The organism is Enterococcus sp. 7E2_DIV0204, assembly GCF_002140855.1.
Taxonomy (GTDB): Bacteria; Bacillota; Bacilli; order Lactobacillales; family Enterococcaceae; genus Enterococcus_L; species Enterococcus_L lemimoniae.
This window is the reverse complement of record NZ_NGKY01000001.1, coordinates 207,051-232,856: the sequence shown is the minus strand read 5'-3', so window position 1 is coordinate 232,856 and position 25,806 is coordinate 207,051. Positions and strand designations below refer to the sequence as shown.

Annotated in this window: 23 protein-coding genes and 1 other annotated feature; of the genes, 20 read left to right on the top strand and 3 right to left on the bottom strand. The window is 38.0% G+C overall.

Translation table 11 applies throughout. The features are described from left to right. Positions 1–336: 336 nt before the first annotated feature. From A5819_RS01130 to A5819_RS01105, 6 genes are all read left to right on the top strand, one after another. On the top strand, positions 337–1,416 hold the full coding sequence (locus A5819_RS01130; RefSeq protein WP_086280860.1) for a Gfo/Idh/MocA family protein: 1,080 nt from the start codon (positions 337–339) through the stop codon (positions 1,414–1,416). A gap of 18 nt (positions 1,417–1,434) precedes the next feature. Continuing rightward, positions 1,435–2,172 (top strand): ThuA domain-containing protein, encoded by a 738-nt coding sequence (locus A5819_RS01125; RefSeq protein ID WP_086280863.1) that lies wholly within the window; start codon positions 1,435–1,437, stop codon positions 2,170–2,172. Then, on the top strand, positions 2,169–3,137 hold the full coding sequence (locus tag A5819_RS01120; protein ID WP_086280864.1) for a sugar phosphate isomerase/epimerase: 969 nt from the start codon (positions 2,169–2,171) through the stop codon (positions 3,135–3,137). Before A5819_RS01125 ends, A5819_RS01120 begins: the two co-directional genes overlap by 4 nt. A 199-nt stretch (positions 3,138–3,336) precedes the next feature. Then, positions 3,337–4,371 carry a Gfo/Idh/MocA family protein gene (locus A5819_RS01115; RefSeq protein WP_086280867.1) on the top strand — a complete coding sequence of 345 codons (1,035 nt, stop codon included), beginning with the start codon at positions 3,337–3,339 and terminating at the stop codon, positions 4,369–4,371. A 121-nt stretch (positions 4,372–4,492) separates the two neighbouring features. Next, the gene (locus A5819_RS01110) at positions 4,493–6,331 is read left to right on the top strand and encodes an LTA synthase family protein (protein WP_086280870.1); all 1,839 of its coding nucleotides are present in this window, start codon (positions 4,493–4,495) and stop codon (positions 6,329–6,331) included. 26 nt (positions 6,332–6,357) lie between these two features. Beyond that, positions 6,358–7,113: an ATP-binding protein gene (locus A5819_RS01105; protein ID WP_086280873.1), complete on the top strand. Its 756-nt coding sequence runs from the start codon at positions 6,358–6,360 to the stop codon at positions 7,111–7,113. Between the two features lie 61 nt (positions 7,114–7,174). Here A5819_RS01105 and A5819_RS01100 read toward each other — a convergent pair whose 3' ends face one another. Beyond that, entirely contained in the window at positions 7,175–8,149 is a 975-nt protein-coding gene (locus A5819_RS01100) for an NAD(P)-dependent oxidoreductase (protein WP_086280877.1), read from the bottom strand. A gap of 127 nt (positions 8,150–8,276) precedes the next feature. Between A5819_RS01100 and A5819_RS01095 the strand changes: the two genes are divergently transcribed. The 5 genes from A5819_RS01095 (at position 8,277) to A5819_RS01080 (ending at position 14,369) form a co-directional block, all read left to right on the top strand. Next, positions 8,277–9,497: an AraC family transcriptional regulator gene (locus A5819_RS01095; protein ID WP_086280882.1), complete on the top strand. Its 1,221-nt coding sequence runs from the start codon at positions 8,277–8,279 to the stop codon at positions 9,495–9,497. A gap of 84 nt (positions 9,498–9,581) precedes the next feature. Further along, positions 9,582–9,749, top strand: coding sequence for a hypothetical protein (locus tag A5819_RS19120; RefSeq protein ID WP_176271331.1), 168 nt, complete (start codon positions 9,582–9,584; stop codon positions 9,747–9,749). 446 nt (positions 9,750–10,195) lie between these two features. Continuing rightward, positions 10,196–12,907, top strand: coding sequence for a cation-translocating P-type ATPase (locus tag A5819_RS01090; protein ID WP_086280885.1), 2,712 nt, complete (start codon positions 10,196–10,198; stop codon positions 12,905–12,907). A gap of 147 nt (positions 12,908–13,054) precedes the next feature. Then, positions 13,055–13,642, top strand: coding sequence for an ATP-dependent Clp protease proteolytic subunit (locus tag A5819_RS01085; RefSeq protein WP_086280888.1), 588 nt, complete (start codon positions 13,055–13,057; stop codon positions 13,640–13,642). A 292-nt stretch (positions 13,643–13,934) separates the two neighbouring features. Further along, positions 13,935–14,369, top strand: a complete 435-nt coding sequence (locus A5819_RS01080) for a hypothetical protein (RefSeq protein WP_086280890.1) — start codon at positions 13,935–13,937, stop codon at positions 14,367–14,369. Positions 14,370–14,710: 341 nt separating this feature from the next. Here A5819_RS01080 and A5819_RS19115 read toward each other — a convergent pair whose 3' ends face one another. Both A5819_RS19115 and A5819_RS01070 read right to left on the bottom strand, forming a co-directional pair. Continuing rightward, positions 14,711–14,872 (bottom strand): hypothetical protein, encoded by a 162-nt coding sequence (locus A5819_RS19115; RefSeq protein WP_086280894.1) that lies wholly within the window; start codon positions 14,870–14,872, stop codon positions 14,711–14,713. A gap of 32 nt (positions 14,873–14,904) precedes the next feature. Continuing rightward, positions 14,905–15,261 carry a hypothetical protein gene (locus A5819_RS01070; RefSeq protein WP_086280896.1) on the bottom strand — a complete coding sequence of 119 codons (357 nt, stop codon included), beginning with the start codon at positions 15,259–15,261 and terminating at the stop codon, positions 14,905–14,907. Between the two features lie 148 nt (positions 15,262–15,409). Then, positions 15,410–15,665 (top strand) — a binding site (T-box leader). A gap of 160 nt (positions 15,666–15,825) precedes the next feature. Here A5819_RS01070 and A5819_RS01065 point away from each other — a divergent pair. The 9 genes from A5819_RS01065 to A5819_RS01020 all read left to right on the top strand — a co-directional run bounded on the left by A5819_RS01065 (position 15,826) and on the right by A5819_RS01020 (position 25,698). Further along, positions 15,826–17,106 carry an O-acetylhomoserine aminocarboxypropyltransferase/cysteine synthase family protein gene (locus A5819_RS01065; RefSeq protein WP_086280899.1) on the top strand — a complete coding sequence of 427 codons (1,281 nt, stop codon included), beginning with the start codon at positions 15,826–15,828 and terminating at the stop codon, positions 17,104–17,106. A gap of 512 nt (positions 17,107–17,618) precedes the next feature. Then, positions 17,619–19,142, top strand: coding sequence for a 2-isopropylmalate synthase (locus A5819_RS01060; RefSeq protein ID WP_086280902.1), 1,524 nt, complete (start codon positions 17,619–17,621; stop codon positions 19,140–19,142). Then, positions 19,142–20,182 carry a 3-isopropylmalate dehydrogenase gene (gene leuB / locus A5819_RS01055; protein WP_086280904.1) on the top strand — a complete coding sequence of 347 codons (1,041 nt, stop codon included), beginning with the start codon at positions 19,142–19,144 and terminating at the stop codon, positions 20,180–20,182. The genes A5819_RS01060 and leuB overlap by 1 nt, the downstream gene beginning before the upstream one ends. A 35-nt stretch (positions 20,183–20,217) precedes the next feature. Further along, a complete protein-coding gene (locus A5819_RS01050) occupies positions 20,218–20,904 on the top strand; it encodes a class I SAM-dependent methyltransferase (protein WP_086280907.1) in 687 nt (228 codons plus the stop codon). Positions 20,905–20,940: 36 nt separating this feature from the next. Further along, positions 20,941–22,317 carry a 3-isopropylmalate dehydratase large subunit gene (gene leuC, locus A5819_RS01045; RefSeq protein WP_086280910.1) on the top strand — a complete coding sequence of 459 codons (1,377 nt, stop codon included), beginning with the start codon at positions 20,941–20,943 and terminating at the stop codon, positions 22,315–22,317. After that, positions 22,317–22,904: a 3-isopropylmalate dehydratase small subunit gene (gene leuD / locus A5819_RS01040; protein ID WP_086280911.1), complete on the top strand. Its 588-nt coding sequence runs from the start codon at positions 22,317–22,319 to the stop codon at positions 22,902–22,904. Before leuC ends, leuD begins: the two co-directional genes overlap by 1 nt. Before the next feature lie 76 nt (positions 22,905–22,980). After that, a complete protein-coding gene (locus tag A5819_RS01035) occupies positions 22,981–23,730 on the top strand; it encodes a trans-aconitate 2-methyltransferase (RefSeq protein WP_086280914.1) in 750 nt (249 codons plus the stop codon). A gap of 687 nt (positions 23,731–24,417) precedes the next feature. Further along, positions 24,418–25,077 (top strand): hypothetical protein, encoded by a 660-nt coding sequence (locus A5819_RS01025; protein ID WP_086280919.1) that lies wholly within the window; start codon positions 24,418–24,420, stop codon positions 25,075–25,077. Between the two features lie 15 nt (positions 25,078–25,092). After that, positions 25,093–25,698 (top strand): hypothetical protein, encoded by a 606-nt coding sequence (locus tag A5819_RS01020; protein WP_086280921.1) that lies wholly within the window; start codon positions 25,093–25,095, stop codon positions 25,696–25,698. The last annotated feature ends 108 nt before the right edge of the window (positions 25,699–25,806 follow it).

Here is a 25,806-nt window from a genome sequence, read left to right as displayed (position 1 = left end):
TGTTATGTACTGCTTAACATTAGTTTTGTGTGAAGAGTTTGGTGATTCAAGAGTAAGGAAACTTTTCTTTCTTTGTTTGTTATGTATTGCTTAACATTAGTTTTGTGTGAAGCGTTTGGCGATTCACAAGTAAGGAAACTTCGCTCCCTTTGGTCGCCAAGTACTGTTCATCATCTGCTCTGGCGGAGCCAGTCGCAGTGATTCACAGCAATATTCAGGAATTTTCCACCCATAATCTAGGAAGAAAGCTTTTTCATTTTTTTGTATAGTAGTGATATAGAAGTGGAACCGCTTTATTCGTCCACGAAATAAAATCCGATCACTGGAGGTTTTTTGATGTCATTGTTAAGAGTAGGAATTATTGGTTGCGGTGGAATTGCGAATGGGAAACATTTACCAGCCCTTGCACAAGTAAAGGAAGTAGAATTGGTCGCGTTTTGTGATTTGATCAGTGAACGGGCTGAAGAGGCAAAACTGCATTATGGTACGTTGACTGCTAAAACCTTTACTAATTATCAGGATATGCTTGAAGAGATGGCGTTGGATGTTGTTCATGTTTGTACGCCAAACAGTACCCATGCGGAATTATCGATTGCCGCAATGGAAGCGGATTGTCATGTGATGTGCGAAAAACCAATGGCAAAAACCGCTGCTCAGGCTCGTAGCATGATCGAAGCAGCAACAAAAACAGGTAAAAAATTAACCATTGGGTATCAAAATCGCTTTAGAAAAGATTCCACATACTTGCACGAGATTTGTCAAGAAGGGGAGTTAGGAGACATTTATTTTGCCAAGGCTCATGCCATTCGTCGTCGTGCAGTGCCAACTTGGGGTGTTTTCCTTGATGAAGAAGCACAAGGCGGCGGACCATTAATCGATATTGGCACGCATGCGCTAGATCTGACGCTGTGGATGATGGACAATTATAAACCAAAATATGTAGTAGGGAAAGCTTATCATAAGCTAGCTGAAACAGAAAAGGCAGCCAATGCTTGGGGTTCTTGGGATCCTGAAAAATTCACTGTAGAAGATTCAGCGTTTGGTTTTATCATGATGGAGAATGGGGCAACGATCTTTTTAGAATCTAGCTGGGCACTAAATAGTTTGGATGTAAAAGAAGCTAAAACTACTCTCCACGGAACGAAGGGTGGGGCTGATATGAATGATGGGTTGACCATCAATGGAGAAGATCACAGTACACTTTTTGAAAAGAAAATCGAATTAGAACCTGGTGGTGTTGATTTTTATGATGGCGCAGGAGATAAGCCAGAAGTGTTAGAAGCACAGTCTTGGATCGATGCAATTCTCAATGATACGGAACCTGTTGTGAAACCTGAACAAGCGTTAGTGGTGACAGAAATTCTTGAAGCAATCTACAAAGCATCAGAAACAAATCAGCCTGTATTTTTCGATTAAAGAAAGGATGGAAAAACGATGATCCAAGTCACAATATGGAATGAATTCCGTCATGAGAAAACAGATGAAGCGGTAAAAAAAGTTTATCCTGAGGGGATTCATCAACAAATCGCACAATTTTTAAAAGAAGATGATTTTTCAGTACGAACCGCTACTTTGGATGAGCCAGAACACGGTTTAACAGAGGAAGTATTAGCCAACACAGATGTTTTGATTTGGTGGGGACATGTTGCTCATAATGAAGTTTCTGACAAAATTGTTCAACGTGTTCATCAATGTGTTCTTGAAGGAATGGGACTCGTTGTACTTCACTCAGGTCATATGTCAAAAATTTTCATGAAACTAATGGGAACTTCCTGTGATCTAAAATGGCGGGAAGCGCAAGAACATTGTCGGATCTGGACCGTTGACCCCAGTCATCCAATCGTTGAAGGAATTGGTGAGTACATCGAATTAGAACAAGAAGAGATGTACGGGGAGCATTTTGATATCCCGACACCAGATGACTTGATTTTTATCAGTTGGTATCCAGGTGGCGAAGTCTTCCGCAGCGGTTGTACTTATCATCGTGGGAATGGAAAAATCTTCTATTTCCAGCCAGGTCATGAAACCTATCCTTCCTACTATAATAAAGAGGTCCAAAAAGTCATTAAAAACGGTGTTCGCTGGTGTCAGCCTACACAAAATACGTATCCTAATTATGGCCATCACGAACCATTAGAAGATATTACGAACAGGAAAGGAAATAAACAATGAAACTAGGTGTATTTACTCCCTTATTTAATAACTTAAGCTTTGAAGCAATGATTGAAACCGTGTCAAAGTCAGGCTTGGAAGCCGTGGAAATCGGTACCGGTGGTTCTCCTGGAAATGCTCATTTAGATATCGATAAGATGTTGGCAAGTTCAGATGCTAGAAAAGAATATCTAGCGAAATTAGCAGATAAAGGCTTAACAATCAGTGCTTTGAGTTGCCATAATAACCCAATTTCTCCAATCAAAGAAACGGCTCAAGAGGCAGATGAACTGTTACAAAAAACAATCAAGTTAGCTTCTTTAATGAATGTGTCTGTCGTCAATGGTTTTTCTGGTGTTTCAGGAGGAAATCCAACCGATTCACAAGTCAATTGGCCGGTCTTGCCTTGGCCAACAGAATACGATGATAATTACAACTACCAGTGGGAAAATAAATTGATTCCTTATTGGAAAAATATCAATACAATAGCTGAATCAGCTGGTGTGAAAATCGGAATCGAACTGCATGGTGGTTTCTTATGCCACACACCATACACCATGCTGAAACTCCGTGAAGCAACTGGCAAAGCGATTGGTTGTAATCTTGATCCAAGCCATTTATGGTGGCAAGGAATCGATCCTGTTGCTGCAGTAAAAATTTTAGGTGAAGCGGGTGCGATTCATCATTTTCATGCAAAAGATACTTATTTAGATCAAGACAATATCAATATGCATGGACTAACCGATATGCAGCCATATGGTAATGTGAAAACTCGTGCATGGACCTTCCGCTCAGTAGGCTGTGGTCATGATTTAAAAGTCTGGTCAGATATTATTAGTGCACTTAGAATTTACGGGTATGATTACGTTTTGAGTATTGAACATGAGGATCCAATCATGTCGACCGAAGAAGGATTAAACCGAGCAATTACAAATTTGAAAAGTATTATGATCAAAGAACAACCAGCGGAAATGTGGTGGGTATAATCAAGGAAACAATGCTCCATAAAGTCGCCTTGTACTGTTCAACATCGACTCACCGTGTTCCTCGTGGTTCACAGCAAAGCTGGATGTCAAATAGAAGACAACAACTGTTTCTGATAGCTCCTAAACGCCAATTAGGCACTGAGTAACACCTATTCCCTATCTTACATCAACTAACGCTTATATAGAAAGGATTCAAAAAATGACAGCAATCAATTTTGCCGTAATCGGCTACGGCGGCATGGGGTCATACCATGTCCATAACATTATGCCCAATGAAAATGAACGAATCCACGTTGTGGGAACCTATGATATTTCTGGTGAGCGTCAAGAAATTTCCAGTCAACATAACCATAAAATTTACGCCTCGCTTGAAGAAGTACTTGCAGATAAAATGATCGAAGCAGTATTGATCGCCACACCCAATGATTCTCATTCAGACCTAGCAATCCAAGCTTTAAAAGCGGGAAAACACGTAGTTTGTGAAAAACCAGTGGCTATGAATGTCGCAGAACTAGATGAAATACTGAAAGTTGCCAAAGAAACTGGTCAAACCTTTATGGTCCATCAAAACCGCCGTTGGGATCCAGATTTCTTAATTACTAGAGAACTTTATAAAAACCAACAAATCGGTGAATTATTCCAAATCGAAACGCGTGTTCAAGGTGCCAATGGAATTCCTGGCGACTGGCGTCATGAGTTAAAACATGGTGGTGGAATGCTTTTGGATTGGGGGGTTCATTTACTAGATCAGCTACTATTTTTAGTGGACAGTCGGATTGAAAAAGTTTCCGCTGATTTAAGTTATATTTTAGGTGACGAAGTGGATGATGGCTTTATTGCTTATATTATTTTTGAAAATGGTCTACGTACCATTATTGAAGTTGGTACTACTAATTACACTAAATTGCCAAGATGGTATCTAAAAGGAACCCAAGGAACGGCTGTTATTAACGATTGGAATCTTTCAGGCGAAATGGTGGTTGAGTCTGGCAAACAAAATATCCAAGCGCCAACACCAATCCAAGCAGGCGTTGGCTTGACGAAAACCATGGCGCCACCTTCGGAAGAGGCTACCGAGACGTTGCCTTTACCAACAGCTTTCGCCGAATATGACACATTTTATAAAAACTTTTATAAAGTAGTCAGAGAGCAAGCAGAACCGGTAGTTAAAAATGACGAAGTACGTCAAGTGATGGTTTTAATTGAAGAAATAATGAAAGCAGCAAAAAGATAAGCGTAAAAAGTCAGTTGATCTCAGCTTAAAAGTAAAGTTCCCTTAGGGGTGCTTTACTTTTTTTTCGACTAAGCATAAAATGTTAAAGAACGTGTTTAGGAAAGAGAAAAGGGAGAACGTTGTGAAAAAAAAATTACAAATATTCAAAAAAAAACCAATTAAGTATTCATTTATTGTCATTGGCATGATCCTCTTAGTGGTCATTAGCAATTTGTATCTGCAATGGTGTCAAAATGAATTATCACTGGAATTAGTCTTCAAATTTGCTTTTTCATGGCATACAGAAAAATTTATTTTAGGAAGCCTTGTCTTGCTCATTTTTTTACTATTTTTATGTAGTTTGGCAGGCTCGCTTATTTTAGGCAGTGTCTTATATGCGATCACTATCGGTATCTTAGGGTTTGCTGACTATCAAAAAATGTTTTATCGTACTGAGCCAATATATCCTGATGATTTAAAAATGATCACAGAGTTTGGTTTGCTGAGAGAAATGATCGGCACGATTCCGTTTGTTTTGATTCTTTTGATTGCAGGAGTAGGTTTATTCTTTTTCGGAAAGGCAATGTACAAAAGCCGGCTATTACCGAAAAAAATCCAGATCATCCGCCTGTCAAGTTTAGTCGTAACAATAGGGTTGTTGGTTTATGTGAGTAATTTTAATAATCCAAATAACCTATTACGAAAAGCATATGATAAAACAGCACTTTGGATTCCTTACAGTCAGAAAATGAATTATTATAACACCGGATTTATGGGTGGTTTTCTATATAATCTCAAGGTTGAAGCGATGGATAAGCCAGAAAATTACTCTAAAAAGACCATTGAAGCAATTACCAGTAAGTATACAAAAACTGCTCAAGAAGTAAGTGGTTCATCCGAAGCAGAACAGCCAAATATTATTTTTGTCATGAGTGAAAGTTTCTCTGATCCGCAAAATTTGACTGGTGTGACAGTGGATCAAAACCCTTTAAAATCCTATGACGAGATTGCTAAAACAACTTATAGTGGGAAAATGCTATCGCAAAATTATGGTGGGGGAACGGCTAATATCGAATTTGAAGCGTTGACTAGTTTTTCGATGGAGCTATTTAATCCACAATTAACAACGCCATACACAATGCTGATTCCAAAAATGACCGAAATACCTTCGATCGTTTCACTTTTAAAAAATCAAGATTACCAAGCAACAGCAATCCATCCTTATAATACCTCAATGTATAAACGCAAAGATGTCTATAAAACGCTTGGATTTGATCAATTTATTAGTGAAGAAACGATGACTTATAAAGATAAGTTACAAAACAATCCGTATATTTCGGATGAATCGGCTTATAAAGAGGTACTGGATCTACTAGAAGATGAAGACAATCCGCAGTTTGTCCACTTGGTGACGATGCAGACACATATGCCTTATAGCGATAAATATACTTCAACAGACTATTCTTCTAAGAGCCAAGGCAATAAAAAAGCAATCGATAGTTATATGCAGGATGTTGCGTATAGTAGTGAAGCGTTAAAAGAATTTACAACAGCATTGAAAGACGTAAAACGGCGGACCTTAGTTGTTTTTTGGGGGGATCATTTGCCAAGTATTTATTCAGATGAAATCAAAGCCGATAACGACGAAGTCAGAATGCATGAGACAGAGTTTTTAATGTACGATAATCAACAAAAATTAAGCGATAAAAAGAACCATGATGCCCTTAGTAGCCCTTTTTATTTTGCACCAACTCTGTTTGATCAAAGTAATATGCAAATGACTGGTTTTTATCAATTGTTGAGTGAACTGGAGAAACAAGTTCCAGCATTTGAAAAAGGCTTTTATTACAAAGATCAGCAATGGAGTCAAACCTTGACCCTAAATCAAGTGCAAAAAGAATTATATGAAGACTACCGTTTGATCCAATATGATATCGTATCTGGTGAAAACTATAGCTTAAAAACCGATTTTTTCAACTAAATGTTGGGATAAAAAAGGAGTCCAAAATGAGTTTTAAAAAGAAAGACAATCAAACCTATTATAATCCGATTCGTCGAGCTGTATTGAAGCATCAAATGATCCAGCCAGGTGATAAAGTAGCGATTGGCATGAGTGGTGGGAAAGATAGCACCAGTTTGTTGTATTTCCTAGATATGATCAGTAAGCAGAAACGATTAGGGTTTGAATTTGAAATCGTGCCGATCACCTTAGCAATGGGGTTTGATATGGGTATTGCACCGCTACAAGAATTTGTGGCAGGGTTAGGGTATGAATTAGATGTAGTGCCAACCAATATTGCCCAAGTCGTATTTGATATTCGAGAAGAACGTTCACCGTGTTCATTATGCGCCAAACTTCGCCGTGGCATTTTGTATAAACGAGCTAAAGAAGTTGGCTGTACTAAAGTCGCTTTAGGTCACCATTTAGATGATGCGATTGAAACTTATTTTATGAATTTCTTATTTCACGGTCAAATGGCTAGTTTTGAACCGTTGAGTTATTTATCTAAGACAGATATTACGCTGATTCGTCCATTACTTTATGTAGAAGAAAAACAGATTATTCAGTTTGTTCAAAGAGAAGAACTGCCTGTGATTTTTAACCCATGTCCAGTAGATAAGAAAACCAAACGGGAAGAGATCAAGCAGCTTGTGAGTGGTTTGGCACAAACTTACCCTGATATCAGAGAGAAATTTGTCATGGGTATGGAGCAAGGAACTGCTGAAAATTTCTGGAAGAAATCGCTGACGTCGATTGAGTGAAAAAAGAGTGTTATACAATAAAAAATACCTGACAAAAATTTTGTCAGGTATTTTTTATTGCTTATTGACCGTCTAGACACTTCGCTAAAGTTTCTTTAATAGAAGCAACGACATCATAATGTTTAACATTCAAAATAGGGAAGGTATCATTCGGATCCAAATATAAGTCATATTCCTGCATCATGGCTGATTTTGTTGAGTAGATGCCATGTTCCAACCCAGCTTGATCAGCTTGGGCATCGATTCCTTCATAAATTGCTTTAACGTCTTCATAGCTGACAACAGGAACCTGGGTTTGTTGTCCTAAAGCCGCAACCATCATTTCGTAAAATTCTTGGTATTTCATATTCGTATCGCCGATGGCATAAGTACTGCGATGCGTTCCATTTTCCATTGCACCAACGGCCGCTTCGGCTACTTGTTCAACAGTGACCATTGCTGTTCCACCTTTAAGGGCTGGGAATACCGCTTGTCCTTTGATTTGATCGGTAAACATCTTCCAAAGAGGCTCTCTCCCTGGCATTGTGCCAAAAATATAAGGAAGTCGTAAGCTTGTCACGGTCATACGACCGTCACCTTCAGCGAAAGCTACTTGTTCTTGCAACAAACGCATCATTGGATATGCTTCTTGTTTTAAATTTGATTCTGGTAAACGCTCAGCAAATTCAGTAAAGTAAGAGCCGAAGACAACAAAATCTTTTACCCCAGCTTCCTTTGCCAAGTAAGCTAAACGTTGTGTAGGCAACACATTCGCTTCATAGAAAAATTTAGAAGCAGGCTTTTCTGGAACCACACGTTCATCTGCGCCAGCGGCATAGATAAAGCCTACACAGCCTTCAAGCATTTCTAAAATAGCCTCATCGGTCATGTCATTGATATTCCCTAATGTCACCGAAACTTGCTTTGAAAATAGATCAGTAGCAGGCATGGGTGGCAGAGCCACTGTTGCTACTTCATAGCCTTTTTTCAACAATTCTTCCGTTGTGTAATAACCTAAAAAACCAGTTCCACCTAACACGAAAACTTTTTTACTCATGAGAAAACCTCCATTGGTTTTATTGTGATATAAATCACATGTACAACTATAGTATAATCGTATTAAGAGTGAAATGTCGGACATTAGAAATAGAATTCTTATCCTAAAAGGACAAAGGAGCAAAGCAATGAAAAAGAAACTTCCATATAATGGGACGGAGTATTATGGTTTTAACATGACGGATGCAGATTTTATCGTAAGAAAAATAATTTTTCAAAGTGAAACCATTAAAACTAGCCGGATGTCGGTCCAATTTTTCTTTATTGAAAGTGGTTCAGGTAAAATTCAAATCAACAATCAAGAATACAGCTTAAAAAAAGGGAGTGTTCTCTGGTTATTTTCTTATCATGTCTATCAGATCGTTGCAGTGGAGGAAGCGATTCAAGCCATCACGTTCGAGTTATCCTTAAATGTGTTAATGCTCGCTACATTGACCACTCGCTCCGTCGAACAACATATGAATTTTTTTGAGTATTGGGATACACCTGCTTTAGACTGTAGTAAGAACGAATTTGCCTATCTACAAACAATCTTTACCCATGCTTTAAACGAATCTGAGCAGCAAGAACGTCTTTATGATTTATCCTTACTAGCTGACTTATATCAAGTGATCGTTTGGTTTGAACGAACGGCTAGACGTAATTGGATTCGGGAAAAAGATATGCGTGATCTCAGTTCAAAAACGCTGATGTATCTTCATTTTCATTTTAGAGAAACATTAACACTTGATCAAACGGCTGAAAAATTCAAAAGTACGCCTCAAACAATCAATCGAGGTTTAAAAAAACTGACAGGAAAAACCTTTGGAGACATTTTAAGCGAAGTTCGGATCAATAATGCATTAGCAATGCTGAATTTTGACGAGTTAGGGATTGCATTTATTGCAGATTTTGTAGGCTATTATTCAGTCCCTAGTTTTAATAAACAATTTAAACGAATAACTGGTTATTCGCCAACAGAAATCAAAAAAATAAAGCCAACACAGAAACAAGTCAATTCTTTTCGTTTCCAAAATAGCTTGCCTTTTGAAATCTATACCTATATTAACCAACATTATAGTGAACCAATCACCGTTCAAACAGCAGCGAAATACTTTTATTCAAGTCCAACAAAAATCGACCAAATCATTTTAGCGGAATTTGCGATGACCTTTAATGCCTTAGTCGAATATAACCGCATGTTATTTGCTCGTTCACTGTTGTTAAGTTCATCTAAAAAAATCAGTGAAGTCGCTGAAGCGTGCGGGTATCAATCAATCCGGACCTTTAATCGCCACTTTTTAACTTTTTGGGGAAATACACCGAGTAAATATAAAGAATTGATAACGGCTAGTAAGAAAGGACAGTAAAAGGAATCAAACTAAATTGACAGGCTAACATAATCGGAGTACGATGATATTAGATAGTAATTAAATGAAAAGTGGTGAGTGATTATGGAAAAAGTAAAAAGGATGTTGATCAATCTCCTTGGACTCGTAGGTGCGATTAGTATTTTTGGTGGTGGAGTGTTATTTGCGGCGCTATTTATTTTACTGTTTGTATTATCAGTCGGACTGGAAATTATTACAAAACGCAGAGAAGATTCATCATCAATAATCTAACTGACTTAAAAATCATCCCCTATTGTTTATTGAAGTCATAACGATAGGGGTGTTTTGGCTGTAAACAATCGTAATCCTAGCAATCGTCCCCTTTTTTCAAACCAAACAGAAATTTTTCTGAAAATCAATACGATTTCATTTGAAAAACACTAAAAGAACAGGTATAATTAATTCAGCAATGATAATTGGTGTAAGATATTCAATCGGCAGCCATTCTATTATTTCATGAGGGAGTAACTGGCGGCGCTAGCTGCGGCAACATCACCAACTCCGAAAGAAATTTCTGGTGTTGTCTTAAACGGTGAGACTTATGTATGTTCTATTTAGCATACAGAGGTCTATTTTTTTTCGTTTCTGCTGCGAACCAATAAGTCCAAAAACGTGTTCGTTTCGCTATATATGAAGTAAAATAGATTAAAGTAGCTGTAAACTATGAGGAGGATATCATGTCAGAAGAAAAAAAGGTTCAACTATCTGAAGCATTTTACACGCAGTCAGATGAAGAGGTCTTACAAAAGTTTGATACGACAACTGAAGGTCTATCAGCTCAAGAAGCCAAAAAAAGGTTAGAGAGTTACGGCGCCAATGCACTAGATGAAGGGAAAAAGAAATCGATCGTTGTAAAATTCTTTGAACAGTTTAAAGATTTTATGATCATCGTATTATTATTTGCGGCGGTGATCTCCGCAGTATTTTCAGGTGATATGGTCGATTCGTTCATCATTTTACTCGTTGTTGTCCTGAATGCAATCTTCGGTGTGATCCAAGAAGCCAAAGCAGAACAAGCCATCGAAGCGCTAAAAGAAATGTCCTCACCCAATGCGAATATTCGCCGTGATGGTCATGTAATAACTGTTAAAAGTGATGAGCTAGTACCTGGGGATATTGTGATATTAGAAGCAGGGGACGTTGTTCCAGCTGACTTACGTTTATTGGAAGCAGCTAGCTTGAAAATTGAAGAAGCAGCACTTACAGGTGAATCGGTGCCGGTAGAAAAAGAAGCAACTATTTTAGAAGGCACTGCATCTGATATTGGGATCGGTGACCGCATCAATATGGCTTACTCTAGCAGTAACGTAACCTATGGCCGCGGAATCGGTGTGGTTGTTGGGACTGGTATGAATACCGAAGTCGGTAAAATCGCAGGTATGTTAGCCAACGAAAAAGAAACAGAAACACCACTAAAACAAAATCTAAACCAACTAGGTAAAATGTTGACGATTGCGATTTTAGTGATCGCAGCGATTATGTTTGTGGTCGGTATGATGAATGGCCGCACATGGATCGATATGCTATTAACCTCTATTTCATTAGCCGTAGCAGCGATTCCAGAAGGATTACCTGCAATTGTTACGATTATTTTAGCTTTAGGTACACAAAAGATGGCGAAGAAAAATGCGATCGTCCGCAAATTGCCAGCTGTTGAAACCTTAGGTAGCACCGATATTATCTGTTCAGATAAAACTGGTACATTGACATTAAACCAAATGACAGTTGAAGCTCTTTACACAGATAATGAAGTAAAACCTGCAACGGCCGAAGTGTCATTGGATAATATGGCATTAAAAATCATGAACTATACAAATGATACTAAAATTGCTCAAGATGGCACATTGATCGGTGATCCGACCGAAACAGCCCTTGTTCAATATGGTTTAGATCACGATTTCAACGTAACTGAAAAAGTTGCGGCTGAACCTCGTGTTGCTGAAATTCCATTTGATTCAGATCGTAAATTGATGACAACTGTTCACCAATTAACAGATGGAAAATTCTTAGTTGCTGTCAAAGGAGCACCAGATGAATTACTAAAACGTTGTAACCAAGTTCTATTAAACGGTCAAACACCAGCTTTAGAGGACAAACAACGTCAAGAAATTTTAACCAACAATACAAAATTAGCGAAACAAGCATTACGTGTGTTAGGAATGGCGTATAAAATCGTTGATGCAGTTCCAGCTGAAATGGACTCTGACGTCGTTGAAAAAGACTTAGTTTTCGCAGGTCTTGTTGGCATGATCGATCCAGAGCGTAAAGAAGCAGCAGAAGCTGTAAAAGTTGCCAAAGAAGCGGGGATTCGCCCAATCATGATCACAGGCGACCACAGAGATACAGCCGAAGCAATCGCTGCTCGTCTTGGCATTATCAAAGAAGGCGACGATGATGCAGTAATCACGGGTGCTGAATTAAATGAATTATCAGATGAAGCCTTTGCAAAAGTCGTTGAACATTATTCCGTTTATGCACGTGTTTCACCAGAACATAAAGTCCGTATCGTAAAAGCTTGGCAACAAGAAGGGAAAGTCGTTGCCATGACTGGTGATGGTGTGAATGATGCACCAGCATTGAAAGCAGCCGATATTGGTATTGGCATGGGGATCACGGGGACAGAAGTATCTAAAGGGGCCTCTGATATGGTCTTAGCAGATGACAACTTCTCAACGATCATCGTAGCCGTTGAGGAAGGACGTAAAGTCTTCTCAAATATCCAAAAAACAATTCAATATCTACTTTCTGCCAACTTAGGGGAAGTTTTAACCTTATTTATCGCAACAATGTTAGCTTGGGATACTTTGCTACCTGTTCACTTATTGTGGATCAACTTAGTAACCGATACGTTCCCAGCAATTGCTTTAGGTGTTGAACCTGCTGAACGTGACGTGATGAGCCATGCGCCTCGCGGAAAGAAATCAAACTTCTTCTCTGGCGGTGTTTTAAGCAGTGTGATCTATCAAGGGATTACCCAAGGTGCGTTGACGTTGATCGTATACAAAATGGCGATCGAATTCCCAGCACACACAGCAGCCAATATGCCAAACTTATCAGCAACAGCCTTGTATGACTTACAACATGGTGATGCTTTAACAATGGCGTTTGCTACATTAGGTTTGATCCAATTGTTCCATGCCTTTAACGTGAAATCTATTTACCAATCAGTCTTTAAAGTTGGGTTGTTTAGAAATAAATCATTCAACTGGGCAATCTTAGTATCGTTCCTATTACTAGCTGCAACGATCTTGATTCCAGGTTTCAATGACTTATTTAGCGTAACGTCTCTAGATGGATACCAATGGGGAATCGTTGCTGGAACATCCTTTGCGATTATTCCAATCGTTGAAATCGTAAAATTTGTTCAACGTCGAATGGGTAAAAGCTAAGGGCAATAGTAATAAAACAGAAATGTGTCTTCGGATACATTTTTGTTTTATTTTTAAGGTCAAAACAAGTCAAAAAAGTGGACAAATTTTCAGATTGCGGTATTATTAATATAGACATTTAGCTTTAAAATATGGAGGTTATTCACTATGAACTATTTAGATGAAAATGAAGAAACAGAAGAGAAACAACAACCAAATGCATTTATGAAAAAACTTTTTGAAGAACGAACAATTTTGATCTATGGTGAAATCAATCAAGATTTAGCACGAGAAGTAACATCACAATTGCTATTACTGGCAGCGATGAATGATGAACCAATCAAAATTTTCATCAATAGCCAAGGTGGACACGTTGAAGCTGGCGATACGATTCATGATATGATCAAATTTGTAAAACCAGAAGTAATCGTGATCGGGACTGGTTGGGTCGCAAGTGCTGGAATTACCATTTATCTAGCTGCTGATGCGAAGAACCGTTACAGTCTACCAAATACTCGTTACATGATCCATCAACCTGCTGGCGGCGTTCAAGGACAAAGTACAGAGATTCAGATCGAAGCCAAAGAAATCATTCGTATGCGTGAACGTGTCAACCGTTTGATTGCTGAAGCAACAGGGCAAACATATGAAAAAATTGCCAAAGATACAGACCGCAATTTCTGGATGTCAGCTGATGAAGCAAAAGAGTATGGCATGATTTCTAAGATCATCCAAACAAGTGACGAAATTAAATAAATAATTGAAAAATAGGTTGGGACAGAAGCGTCTAGGCCTGAGAAATAAGCTAGTATTCACGAAAATTGTTCTTTAAATTTTTGTGAATACTAGCTTATTTCCGATGGGACTGCTTCTGCTTCCACCGTTTATTCGGGATTAGTATGTTTAACAAAAAGAGAACCGACTTTTGTCCCAAACCCGTTTATTTTTCTATTAATAAAAGGAAATAAGCATTTTACAGATTACTCTTGTCATCCACCTATAAAAAAGTGTAAAATTGAGTGATTACTAAAAGAAAGTAGGAAAGATTGTGAAACCAAATTTAGGCTATTATGTGCAAAACATCAATGATATTGTCAAAGAAACAGAAGAAGTCGGCGAAAAAATGAACGACTATTACGAAGAAGTTCGTAAAGCAATCGATGAAGAAAAAACAGCAGATTTATCACCAGAAAGAATTGCAGAAATCCAACGCATCTTCCAAGATGGTACCAAAGAATATACGATCATGTTGGAAAAAGTTACGCAATTACGTCCGCCAGCACGTGTGATGGGGATCCACAAAAAATTTGAACGTTCATATATTGAATACTTGGCTGGATGTAACGAAATGATTTTATCTTTAGATCCTGAAAAAAGCATAGATATCGATCTATTCAATCATTCAGAAGAAAAACAAGATAAAGCAACAGATGATATTTCATTTGCCATTACTCGAATGAGCAATCTTTTGTTAAAAAAATAAAAAAATAAATGAAAAATTGACAAAAAATAGGGATGGTTAATTTCTTTTTAATGTTATTTTTAGTAGACAAAAGAAAAAATGTGTTGTATTATATATTCATACCAATAACAACCTTTTTATTTTTCATTTTACTCTTATTGAGTAATACTCCTTTTCCATCGGCCTTTTCAGCCGGTGGTTTTTTATTTTTCTTGATTTTTATTAAACGTTTAATATTTGTTTATTATATGTTTTTGTGTAAAGTAAGTTATATTATTTAGACTAGTTAGACAAAAAAAGGACTAAAACAATTCGTAGAAGAGTTTGTTTTAGTCCTTTAAACTATACTGCGTTGATCTACCTTAATTTTCTACATTACGAACATAATCATCAAAATACTGAACCAAATCTGATTTGATTTTTTGATAGTCAGCTTCTGTGTATTCACGTTCTTCAATCGTTCCATTAAAAAATGGAATCTCCAACTCTTCACGCAGTCGATCTACAACTTCGCTTTGATCCATTTGGGCACCTTCTTTACCTAATATCTACTCTATTATAAAACATTAAAATCATTCGTCAACTGCTCAAAAGAATCTTTCATCGCAGATAACTTACTATAAAGTAGCGTACTATCATTATCTTCAAGGAAGAAGACTTGTTTCAATTCAAAATAAAAATCTTCAAAAGCGGCAAAAAAGGGCTGAACTTCTGATTTGGTTAATTCACTATTGCTAAAATAAAAAACACGCACACTATGATAATAAGTGAAGACCTCATTGATATTCAAAAGAATCCGAGTATCTTCAGGACGTGGACGGCTAGTAACTAAATCGTATAAAGATAGGCTTTTTGTGTGGATTTCAGATAAATAAGATAAAAGTAAATCCACTTTTTCATTGCTTGCTGACATTAAATCGACCTCCAATTTCCCTAATTATAATAAAAAATGGAAAGAAAGAGAAACAGGACACTCAATTTAAAAGAAAAATTTATAAAAAATGAAAATAGCAGAAAAAAGTTGACAAATAAATGAGAATGTTCTAATATTGATTTTAATAAAAAACTCATTGAAAAGAAGAGTACACAAGCTGACATTTATCACCAGTGAACGAATGATTTACTGGTATCAGAGAGCTTTCGTTTGGTGTAAGAAAGCAATGATCCCTTGTCGAAAATGATCTTGGAGAGGAAAAATCAATTCGATTTTTACGGCAGCTACCGTTAACCAGGCACCAAATCAAGAAGTTATTCTGCGTTTGGGTTGAGATGGATTTAAATTCCAATAAAGGTGGTACCGCGACAGTCGCCCTTTACTAGTCTAAAGCTAGTAAAGAGCGGCTTTTTTGTTTCATTCAAATTACTTTCCAATGAGAATAAATAGAGGAAGAGGTGGTCATTATGCAAGAAGGTGACATGTGGTGTAAAAAGGGAAATAGCATAAATATAATTAAAAATAGAAAAGGAATGAAGCATAATGACAAACTCTAACTATCAATTTGAAACGATCCAAATCCATGGTGGGCATACACCAGACAAAGAAACTAATTCAAGAGCGGTACCGATTTATCAAACAACCTCTTACACGTTTGACGATACTCAAGATGCGGCTGAAAAGTTTGCCTTATCTAAGGTCGGTAATATCTATACGCGAATTACGAATCCAACAACAGCAGTCTTAGAAGATCGACTAAATGAACTAGAAGGGGGTGTTGGCGCAGTTGCAGTAGCTTCTGGAACTGCAGCCGTTACTTATGCCATTCAAAATCTAGCTAGCAGTGGAGATCATATTGTTTCAGCATCTACTTTATATGGTGGTACATTTAATTTATTTGCCCATACGTTACCTGAGTTTGGCATTACAACAACGTTTGTTGACCCAGATCGCTTAGCTAATTTTGAAGAAGCAATCAAAGAAAATACGAAAGCGATATTTGTGGAAACGATCGGCAATCCGATTACAAATGTTGCAGATTTAGAAGCGATTGCAGAAATTGCCCATAAACACGAGCTCCCGTTGATTGTTGACAACACTTTTGCGACAGCCTATTTAAATCGTCCTTTTGATTTTGGTGCTGACATTGTTGTTTATTCTGCAACAAAATTTATTGGTGGCCACGGTGTTGCACTAGGTGGAGTGATCATTGATTCAGGTAAGTTCAACTGGGCTAATGGCAAGTTTCCCAAATTAGTTGATCCAGATCCAAGTTACCACGGACTTTCGTACACCAAAGATGTGGGAGCAGCAGCTTATATCACACGTTTAAGAGTCTCGTTATTACGAGATACAGGAGCGGCTATTTCACCATTCAACAGTTTCTTGCTGATTTTAGGTTTAGAAACACTGTCTTTACGTTTAGAACGCCATGTAGCCAATGCACAAACTGTTGCAGAGTTTTTGATCAAACATCCTAAAGTTGCATGGGTAAATTATCCAGGCTTATCAGACAATAAGTATCATGAACTAGCAGAAAAATATTTACCTAAAGGTGCAGGCTCGGTCTTTACTTTTGGGGTTAAAGGTGGAGCGGAAGCAGGAAAAAACTTGATCAATCATGTCGAACTATTTTCACTATTAGCCAATGTTGGAGATGCCAAATCATTGATCATTCACCCTGCTTCAACTACTCATTCCCAACTAAGTGAGGAGGAATTAAAAGCCTCAGGAACTTCACCGGAATTGATTCGTTTATCGATCGGGATTGAAAATATTGAAGATATTATTGGCGATTTGGAACAAGCACTGAATAAGTTATAAGCATAAAAAAGAAAGCTGATCCCGAATAAACGGTGGGAGCAGAAGCAACTCCTTCTTATTTCTCGGAGTTAAACGCTTCTGTCCCAACCTCTTTCTTAAAAAAATTCTCATAAAGTTATTGACTTTAATTGAAAACTTCTGTATCTTTAACACTATAGTTTGAATTATTCAAAAATTCTGACAATAAAGGATGTTGAAAATGATGAACAAACAGACAACAACAATTACATTCTTATTATTAATTAAGGACTCATCACACTGATTTCTAGAAACCAGCTGTAGCCCAGCTTTTTCTTATCAGACGTTGAGAGTCCTGTTTTCGCATTGCATGAACGGGATGACAAAACATCCCATATTCGTGGGATGTTTTTTTATTGCAAATCACAGCGACTGCTTGCAGAGCTGATGATGCGCAATACTTGGCGAACGAAGAGAGAGAAGTTTCATTCGTTTGACCTAACTATAAAAAAATGAAGAACACTATTCACTCAATTCAGAAAGGATGTATGAACATGAAAAATATCCAATTTTTTGACACCACTCTAAGAGACGGCGAACAAACTCCAGGTGTAAATTTCAACACGAAAGAAAAAGTCCAAATTGCCAAACAACTTGAAAAATGGGGCATTGATACGATCGAAGCGGGATTTCCGATCGCATCAGTTGGTGATTTTGAAGCAGTCAAAGCAATTGCTGAAAATGCAGAAAAAATGACTGTCGCAGGTCTGGCACGCTGTCAAAAAGCCGACATTGATCGGGCATACGAAGCCTTGCAAAATGCCAAGTATCCACAAATCCATGTATTCTTAGCTACAAGCCCAGTGCACATGGAATTCAAACTAAAAATGACACCAGATGAAGTGATTGCTTCTATTAAAGAACATGTCAGCTACGCAAGAACTAAATTTGAGAAAGTCCAATTTTCTCCAGAAGATGCGACGAGAACTGAAAAGCAATTTCTACTAAAAGCGGTTCAAACAGCTATTGATGCAGGGGCGACGATCATCAATGTTCCCGATACTGTGGGCTATTCCAATCCAACGGAATACGGTGCCCTATTCAAATTCTTAATTGAAAATATCCAAAGCGACCAAGAAATTATTTTCTCCTCTCATTGTCATGATGATCTAGGCATGGCGACGGCCAATGCCTTAGCGGCTATCGAAAATGGTGCTCGTAGAGTGGAAGGAACAATCAACGGTATCGGCGAACGTGCTGGTAATACAGCCCTTGAAGAAGTAGCTTTGGCTCTTTACATTAGAAAAGATTTCTACGAGGTCAAAAGCAATATCACCTTGAATGAAACGAAAAGAACCAGTGATCTCGTCAGTCGGCTATCAGGCGTGGCAGTGCCAAGAAATAAAGCTATTATTGGAGCCAATGCCTACGCACATGAGTCTGGTATCCATCAAGATGGTGTCTTGAAAAATCCAGATACTTACGAAATCATCACACCGTCACTTGTTGGGGTCAATCAAAACTCATTGCCGCTAGGAAAACTATCTGGTCGCCATGCCTTTGCGACAAAAATGGAAGCTCTAGGCTACCAACTAACGGAAGCAGAACTAAAAGATGCCTTCAAACGGTTCAAATCACTAGCTGACAAAAAGAAACAAGTTACAGAAGATGATCTGATCGCCCTAATGGTTGGTCAATCGCAAGAATGTAGTGAAGATTATCGCTTAGAGCGTGTCCAACTACAATATGTTTCTGATGGTAGCCAAGGAGCGATTGTTTCCATCAATACTGGAGATGACGAAACCAAAACAGAATCAGCGATCGGTTCAGGAAGTATTCAAGCGATTTATAATTCGATCGATAAAATATTTGTCCAAAAACCAGAACTACAAGAATATTACATCAAAGCCATTACGGGTGGGGAAGATGCCCAAGCAGAAGTCCATGTAACGTTAGCAGATGCAGAAAATAGACAACAATTCAACGGCATTGGCATCGACTTTGATGTTCTACAAGCGTCAGCGAAAGCCTATGTTAAAGCTAGTGAACAATTTCAAAAAGAAGTGGGGAAAGCCTAATGAGTAAACGAATCGTAGCATTGCCAGGTGATGGCATCGGAGCCGAAATCATGGATAGTGCACTAAAAATTGTAGCCGAAATCATGGTACAAGATAATCTGGATTTTGATATTGAACGCTTTGCTTTTGGCGGTGCTGGTATTGATGAACAAGGAGATCCCTTACCAGAAGCTACCTTAAAAGCTTGTGAAAAGGCAGATGCCATTTTACTTGGTGCTATTGGTGGACCTAAATGGGATGATGCACCGAAACGACCTGAACAAGGATTGTTGGGGTTAAGAAAAGCTTTAGGACTATTTGCCAATATCCGCCCGATTTCAGTGCCAGATGCAGTCGTTCATTTATCTCCGTTAAAAGAAGAAAATGTTCGCGGTGTTGATTTTGTCGTTGTTCGAGAATTAACTGGTGGTATTTACTTTGGTGAAAAGAAACTTGGTGAAACAGAAGCCTCTGATCTGTGCACTTATTCCAAAGCAGAGATTCAACGGATTATCAGAAAAGCTTTTGAAATCGCTCAAACTAGAAATAAAAAAGTGACCTCGGTAGATAAAGCCAACGTGTTAGCAACAAGTAAATTATGGCGTCAAACAGCAGAAGAAGTGGCACAAGAATTTCCAGATTGTACCTTAGAACATCAATTAGTCGATTCAGCAGCGATGGTCATGATCCAAAAACCCAAAGACTTTGACGTGATCGTTACAGAAAATCTATTCGGCGATATCCTAAGTGACGAAGCATCAGTGATTCCAGGATCATTGGGCATGATGCCAAGCGCTAGTCACAGCGAATCAGGGCCTTCATTATACGAACCGATCCATGGTTCAGCGCCAGACATCGCCAATCAAAATAGAGCCAATCCAATGTCGATGATTTTATCAGCCGCAATGATGTTGCGCCAATCGTTTGGCTTAGAAAGCTCAGCAAAGAAAATCGAAAATGCGTGTGATCATGTCATGAATCAAGGAATCTTAACGACAGATTTAGGTGGTAAAGCAACAACCACAGAATTTACCGAAGCGGTCATCCAAGCACTACAATAAATCAAATAAAAAAAGCAATAGTAGGTGAAGAATCCATGAAACGAAATCAGCAGATCCAAGCCCATTTTGACCAAGAAGCACAAGCGTTTGATGAAGTTATCCAAAAAATTATTCCACATTATGATCAAATGATCGAAGCAATTGTTGCCAGTATTCCTTTTGCAAAAGACCGACCACTTTCGGTGATCGATTTAGGTTGTGGCACAGGGACGGTAGCACAAGCCGTTCAAAATATCTATCCCAACGCCGTGATCACATGTGTCGATTTGAGTGAAGAAATGCTGGAGATCGCCAAACAAAAACTAAACAATCAAGTGACTTGCATTGTTAGCTCTTTTGAAAATCTGACTTTTGAAACAAGCTATGATGTCGTCGTTTCTTCACTTGCGTTGCATCATTTAGAAGATCAAGCGGCACATCAACACTTTTATCGTCAAATTTATCAAGCACTAAATCACACTGGATTATTTATCAACGCAGATGTGATTCAAGCATCAAGCACTGAACTACAAGAAGCCTTTATGCAAAAATGGATCACTTTTATGAATCAGCAAATTACATTAAAAGAAATTCAAGAACGCTGGTTAAAAAGTCATTTTGAAGAAGATCGTCCTCAACCTTTAATGGCGGAGTTGAAAACACTAGAACAAGTTGGGTTTCAAGCTATTGATGTCGTATATAAATACTATAACTACGCAGTGTATCTTGGGAAAAAGGCTTAGAATTAGAACGAAAATAAAAAATGGATGTGACTTAACATGGGAAAAACACTATTTGATAAACTTTGGGAACAACATGTGGTATCAGGCGTTGCAGGAGAACCACAACTACTATACGTCAATCTTCATCTGATTCATGAAGTAACCTCACCACAAGCCTTTGAAGGGCTAAGAGAAGCTGGTAGAAAAGTCCGCCGACCAGATAGAACGTTCGGCACAATGGATCATAATGTGCCAACACAGGATATCTTTAATATCACCGATTTGGTTGCAAAAAAACAAATCGAAGCATTACAGAAAAACTGCGAAGAATTCGGCGTGACTCTTTGTGATAATGGTAGTGACCGCCAAGGGATCGTGCATATGGTGGGACCTGAAACAGGCTTGACCCAACCAGGAAAAATCATTGTTTGTGGTGATTCACATACAGCCACGCATGGTGCATTTGGTGCGTTGGCGTTTGGGATCGGGACAAGTGAAGTTGAACACGTTTTTGCAACACAATGTATTTGGCAAAATAAACCAAAATCAATGGGTGTCAAGATCACTGGGAAACTAGCAAAAGGCGTGTATGCCAAGGATATCATTCTAGCGTTGATTGCAAAATATGGCGTTGATTTTGGTGTGGGACATGCGGTTGAATTTTACGGGGAAACGATCGAAAACCTAACGATGGAGGAACGCATGACCATCTGCAACATGGCCATCGAAGGCGGTGCAAAAATGGGCATGATGGCACCAGATGAAAAAACTTTTGAGTATGTACGTGGCAGAGAATATGCGCCAGAAGATATGGATGCAGCAATTGCTGATTGGAAAAAACTGCCAAGTGATTCCGATGCAACATATGATGTGGATCTAGAATTGAATGCGGATGAATTGGTTCCTTTCATTACATGGGGGACGAATCCAGAAATGGGCATCCCAATCACAGGAACATTCCCCGAAATCCAAGACATGAACGATGAACGTGCCTATAATTATATGGATTTAAAACCGGGACAACGCCCATCAGATATCGAAATCGGTTACGTCTTTATCGGCTCATGTACCAACGGTCGCCTATCTGATTTGGAAGAAGCAGCACGTATTGTAAAAGGGAAAAAAGTTAAAGAAGGCATTACTGCGATCGTTGTACCAGGCTCAAGACCTGTTCGAAAAGCAGCAGAAAAAATTGGCTTGGATAAAATCTTTACCGAAGCTGGATTTGAGTGGCGAGAACCAGGTTGTTCCATGTGTCTAGGCATGAACCCAGACCAAGTACCAGCAGGCGTCCACTGTGCTTCAACGTCTAACCGAAACTTTGAAGGACGTCAAGGTAAAGGGGCAAGAACCCATCTTTGTAGCCCAGCGATGGCAGCAACTGCTGCAATAGAAGGAACATTTAAAGACATTAGAGAGGAGCTTGGTGCATAATGGAGGCATTTACACAACATACAGGAACCACGGTTCCACTAATGAACGACAATATCGATACAGATCAGATCATTCCAAAATCATTTCTAAAACGAATCGAAAAAACCGGATTTGGCGAGTTTTTATTTGATGAATGGCGTTACTTGCCAGATCGTACACCAAATCCAGAATTTACTTTAAATGAACCGCAATATAAAGAGGCGACAATTTTGATTTCAGGTGATAACTTTGGTTCAGGTTCATCAAGAGAGCATGCGGCTTGGGCACTGGATGATTATGGTTTTAGAGCAATTATTGCAGGCAGTTTTAGTGATATATTTTATATGAATGCAACAAAAAATGGCTTGTTGCCGATTGTCTTACAACAGGAAGAACTAAACGCTTTAGCGGGGCTTGGGGCTGATGAAACGATCACGATTGATTTGCCTGCCCAACAAGTAATCACACAAAGTGGCACCTATTCTTTTGAAATCGACAGCACTTGGAAGCATAAATTGGTAAATGGGTTGGATGATATTGCCATCAGTTTGACACATGATGATGAAATTGCTGCTTATGAAGCGAAGATTCCGGCTTATTGGCAATAGGAAGAGTAAGAGTGCTACATCGAAGACTGTTTTCGGTGTAGCTTCTTTTCATTAAATCGTTAGGATGGTGAAATCAATGGAATGGAATGCAAAAAAATATAATACCACCCATGATTTTGTTTTTAAATATGGTGCTGGACTGTTGGAATTATTACCGAAAGAGCCGAAAAAAGTGTTAGATATTGGATGTGGAACAGGAGCATTGACGAATCAAATTGCAGAACTTGGACATGAAGTGACAGGAATCGATCAGTCGATAAATATGATCAATCAAGCAAAAGAAAGCTACCCTGATTTGAGTTTTTTACAGGAGGATATTTTAAATCCCTCGGATCAAATTAGGCTGTATGATGTTGCTTTTTCGAACGCAGTTTTTCATTGGATTCCTGATCAAGATTTATTATTAAAGAATATCAGTGAGCATCTAAACGTAAATGGACAGTTGATTTGTGAGTTTGGTGCAGTTGGAAATGTTCAGATGATTAGAGAAGCTTTTGGGCGTGAGTTAAAAGCATTGGGTGTATCTTTTGAGGAGCCGTTTTGCTTTACGTCTGTTGAGGGTTATCGGTTTTTGCTAAAAAAGAATCATTTTGAGGTTGTGGAGATTTTAGAATACGAACGGCCGACACCGCTTAAAGGCGGTAAGTATGGTTTGAGAGAGTGGATGGAACAATTTTATGCTGCTGAGTTGGGTGAACTGTCGATAGAACAAAAAGAACAAGTTTTTGTGAATATGGAGCAAGAATTGGCACCTCGTTTGTGGAAGAAAGATCATTGGGAAGCAGATTATCGGAGATTGAAGATCAAGGCTTCAAAAACCAGATGATAGTAGCAACTAAGAGAAATTAGTAAGTACAAGGTGCTTGGAGCAGCGGCAGGTGTTATTGCAGCAGTTGCACCATGAATTGGTTGGCGATTAGTCTATTCTATAGTAGCTTCTGTCGCAAGTCTTGTCGGTCAGAATAGTAAAAATGATGTTATTGTTCGCGTCAGAAATTGAAGAATTTCTTCTATGTCTTATCAATAAAAAAGAAAGAATGTGATTGATGATAACGATGAATAAGCAAAAAAGGTTTGTAGGTACACTACTCGTTTTTGTCTTTTATGTAGGATTAAATTATTTTTTAATTCATGAGAATTTCGAAAATAATTATTTGACAGGTTTGTTGGTGGTTTTTGTAAATAGCATTTTTATTATAATTTTAAGAATACTATTAAAGGGACTGTTTAACGTTAGTAGAAGTTTACTCGTTTTTTCTATAATGATATTACTTCTATTATTAGGAGTACCGTTGCTGCTTGTTGTTTTGTCTTAGTCAGTTACGAATGCGAATAGAGTGTCTAGAATAAGAATAGAAGAGAAAGCAAGAAATTTCCAATTTATGGTAATTCTTGCTTTTTTCTATTCATTTTTTTCGAATTTAAAATGAAAGAATTGATAAATATGTTAAACTAACTATGAGAAATAAAAAATAGCGTGTTATTTTTTATAATAAGTAGAAGCGGGTAAAAAATGAAGAAAAAAGTTTTGGGGATTTCCATTGGGGGAGTAATACTTATTGCCATTGTTATTGGCGGTATCATGTTGCAAAAGCAAGCAAACGAGAAGAAAAAAATTGCTATGACCCAACAGGATATCACAGCAATTGAAACAGCCACGACGAAAGATGGAGAACTGTATACTGAAGTTACAGCACTGTTTGATGAGAAAGAGGAGTTTCTAAATAAAGAAATCACACCAGTAATGATCAAAGAAGCAAAAGACAATCTTTTAAAGAAGCAAACCGAAATCGAAACACTAAAACGTGAGTACAGTAAAAAAATAAATGCTAGTGTAGCAGACGACAACATTCAACTCTTACAGAAAAAAATTGTTTTGGCAAGTAATAAATTAGAGATACAAACAGAGATAAATGATCTGTTCAGCTCAAAAGAATCAGCGATTGAAGGTCATACTATCAAAAAGGAATTACCAATTACGATTGATTTAACTAAAGAAAAAATCACCGCAGTTATGGAGAAAGTAACTGAAAACAAAAAGCTAAAAGGAAAATGGCAAGAAGCAATCGATTCTATCCTTAAAAATGCTACGGAGCAAGTAGAACAAGAAGAAAAAATCAAGAAACTAATCAATGACTCATTTGATGGTAATATACCCAAAGAAACCATTTAAAAAAGTGATTACGATGTGTTGAACAAAGAAATAGAGAAAGTTAAAAACGAAGAACTAAAAACTACATTTACTACAAAATTAATTTTAATGAAAGCCACGCTTGATACTCAGAGCCAAATAAGTGCGTTGACGCAACAACAAAAAAACGCTGAAGAAGAAGCCAAAAAAGCATTAGAAAAAGCAAAAGCAGACACCACCAAAGCGGTAGAACAAGCTATAGGGGATGATAAAATATTACTGGGGTATTCAGACGATCAGATTGAATATGCTCGTGTCTGGTTGACATTGATTGGTGTGAAACCTTCAGAACTGAATGCAAAAACAATTACTGCAGGAACATCTCTCAATCCATATGATAAAAGAAGTGTCACGTATCCGACTGATGCCATTATGCTTTACGGAGGCTATAGTGCTGAAGGGCAAATCGTGTATACAAGCAATCGAAACGGAACAATCAATGTATATCCAGTACCAAGTCATTGGCAAATCGGCCCAGAAGTTGCCAATGATCCAGAAAAAGTAAGAGCATTGACTCAAGATATTTTGGACAATGTCCGAGTGGTAACCGTAGATGTAGGGAATCCAAGAGATGTGCTGGATTTGATAAAGATACAGAAGTAACGAGTTTTAACTGAACAAAACAGGTAGTTTAGAAAATAAAAAATTTCTAAACTACCTGTTTTTATATAACCTTAATACTCTTATATTTGTTTTTTATGTATATTTTGC

Bases quoted from the DNA above. Each gene is read 5' to 3' on its own strand.
- A5819_RS01105 (WP_086280873.1), top strand. From the start codon at position 6,358: ATGAGTTTTAAAAAGAAAGACAATCAAACCTATTATAATCCGATTCGT.
- A5819_RS01095 (WP_086280882.1), top strand. From the start codon at position 8,277: ATGAAAAAGAAACTTCCATATAATGGGACGGAGTATTATGGTTTTAAC.
- leuD (WP_086280911.1), top strand. From the start codon at position 22,317: ATGGAGGCATTTACACAACATACAGGAACCACGGTTCCACTAATGAAC.
- A5819_RS19115 (WP_086280894.1), bottom strand. From the start codon at position 14,872: ATGGATCAAAGCGAAGTTGTAGATCGACTGCGTGAAGAGTTGGAGATT.
- A5819_RS01065 (WP_086280899.1), top strand. From the start codon at position 15,826: ATGACAAACTCTAACTATCAATTTGAAACGATCCAAATCCATGGTGGG.
- A5819_RS01050 (WP_086280907.1), top strand. From the start codon at position 20,218: ATGAAACGAAATCAGCAGATCCAAGCCCATTTTGACCAAGAAGCACAA.
- A5819_RS01130 (WP_086280860.1), top strand. From the start codon at position 337: ATGTCATTGTTAAGAGTAGGAATTATTGGTTGCGGTGGAATTGCGAAT.
- A5819_RS01090 (WP_086280885.1), top strand. From the start codon at position 10,196: ATGTCAGAAGAAAAAAAGGTTCAACTATCTGAAGCATTTTACACGCAG.
- A5819_RS01060 (WP_086280902.1), top strand. From the start codon at position 17,619: ATGAAAAATATCCAATTTTTTGACACCACTCTAAGAGACGGCGAACAA.
- A5819_RS01115 (WP_086280867.1), top strand. From the start codon at position 3,337: ATGACAGCAATCAATTTTGCCGTAATCGGCTACGGCGGCATGGGGTCA.
- leuC (WP_086280910.1), top strand. From the start codon at position 20,941: ATGGGAAAAACACTATTTGATAAACTTTGGGAACAACATGTGGTATCA.
- A5819_RS01125 (WP_086280863.1), top strand. From the start codon at position 1,435: ATGATCCAAGTCACAATATGGAATGAATTCCGTCATGAGAAAACAGAT.
- A5819_RS01070 (WP_086280896.1), bottom strand. From the start codon at position 15,261: ATGTCAGCAAGCAATGAAAAAGTGGATTTACTTTTATCTTATTTATCT.
- A5819_RS01120 (WP_086280864.1), top strand. From the start codon at position 2,169: ATGAAACTAGGTGTATTTACTCCCTTATTTAATAACTTAAGCTTTGAA.
- A5819_RS01100 (WP_086280877.1), bottom strand. From the start codon at position 8,149: ATGAGTAAAAAAGTTTTCGTGTTAGGTGGAACTGGTTTTTTAGGTTAT.
- A5819_RS19120 (WP_176271331.1), top strand. From the start codon at position 9,582: ATGGAAAAAGTAAAAAGGATGTTGATCAATCTCCTTGGACTCGTAGGT.
- A5819_RS01035 (WP_086280914.1), top strand. From the start codon at position 22,981: ATGGAATGGAATGCAAAAAAATATAATACCACCCATGATTTTGTTTTT.
- A5819_RS01085 (WP_086280888.1), top strand. From the start codon at position 13,055: ATGAACTATTTAGATGAAAATGAAGAAACAGAAGAGAAACAACAACCA.
- leuB (WP_086280904.1), top strand. From the start codon at position 19,142: ATGAGTAAACGAATCGTAGCATTGCCAGGTGATGGCATCGGAGCCGAA.
- A5819_RS01025 (WP_086280919.1), top strand. From the start codon at position 24,418: ATGAAGAAAAAAGTTTTGGGGATTTCCATTGGGGGAGTAATACTTATT.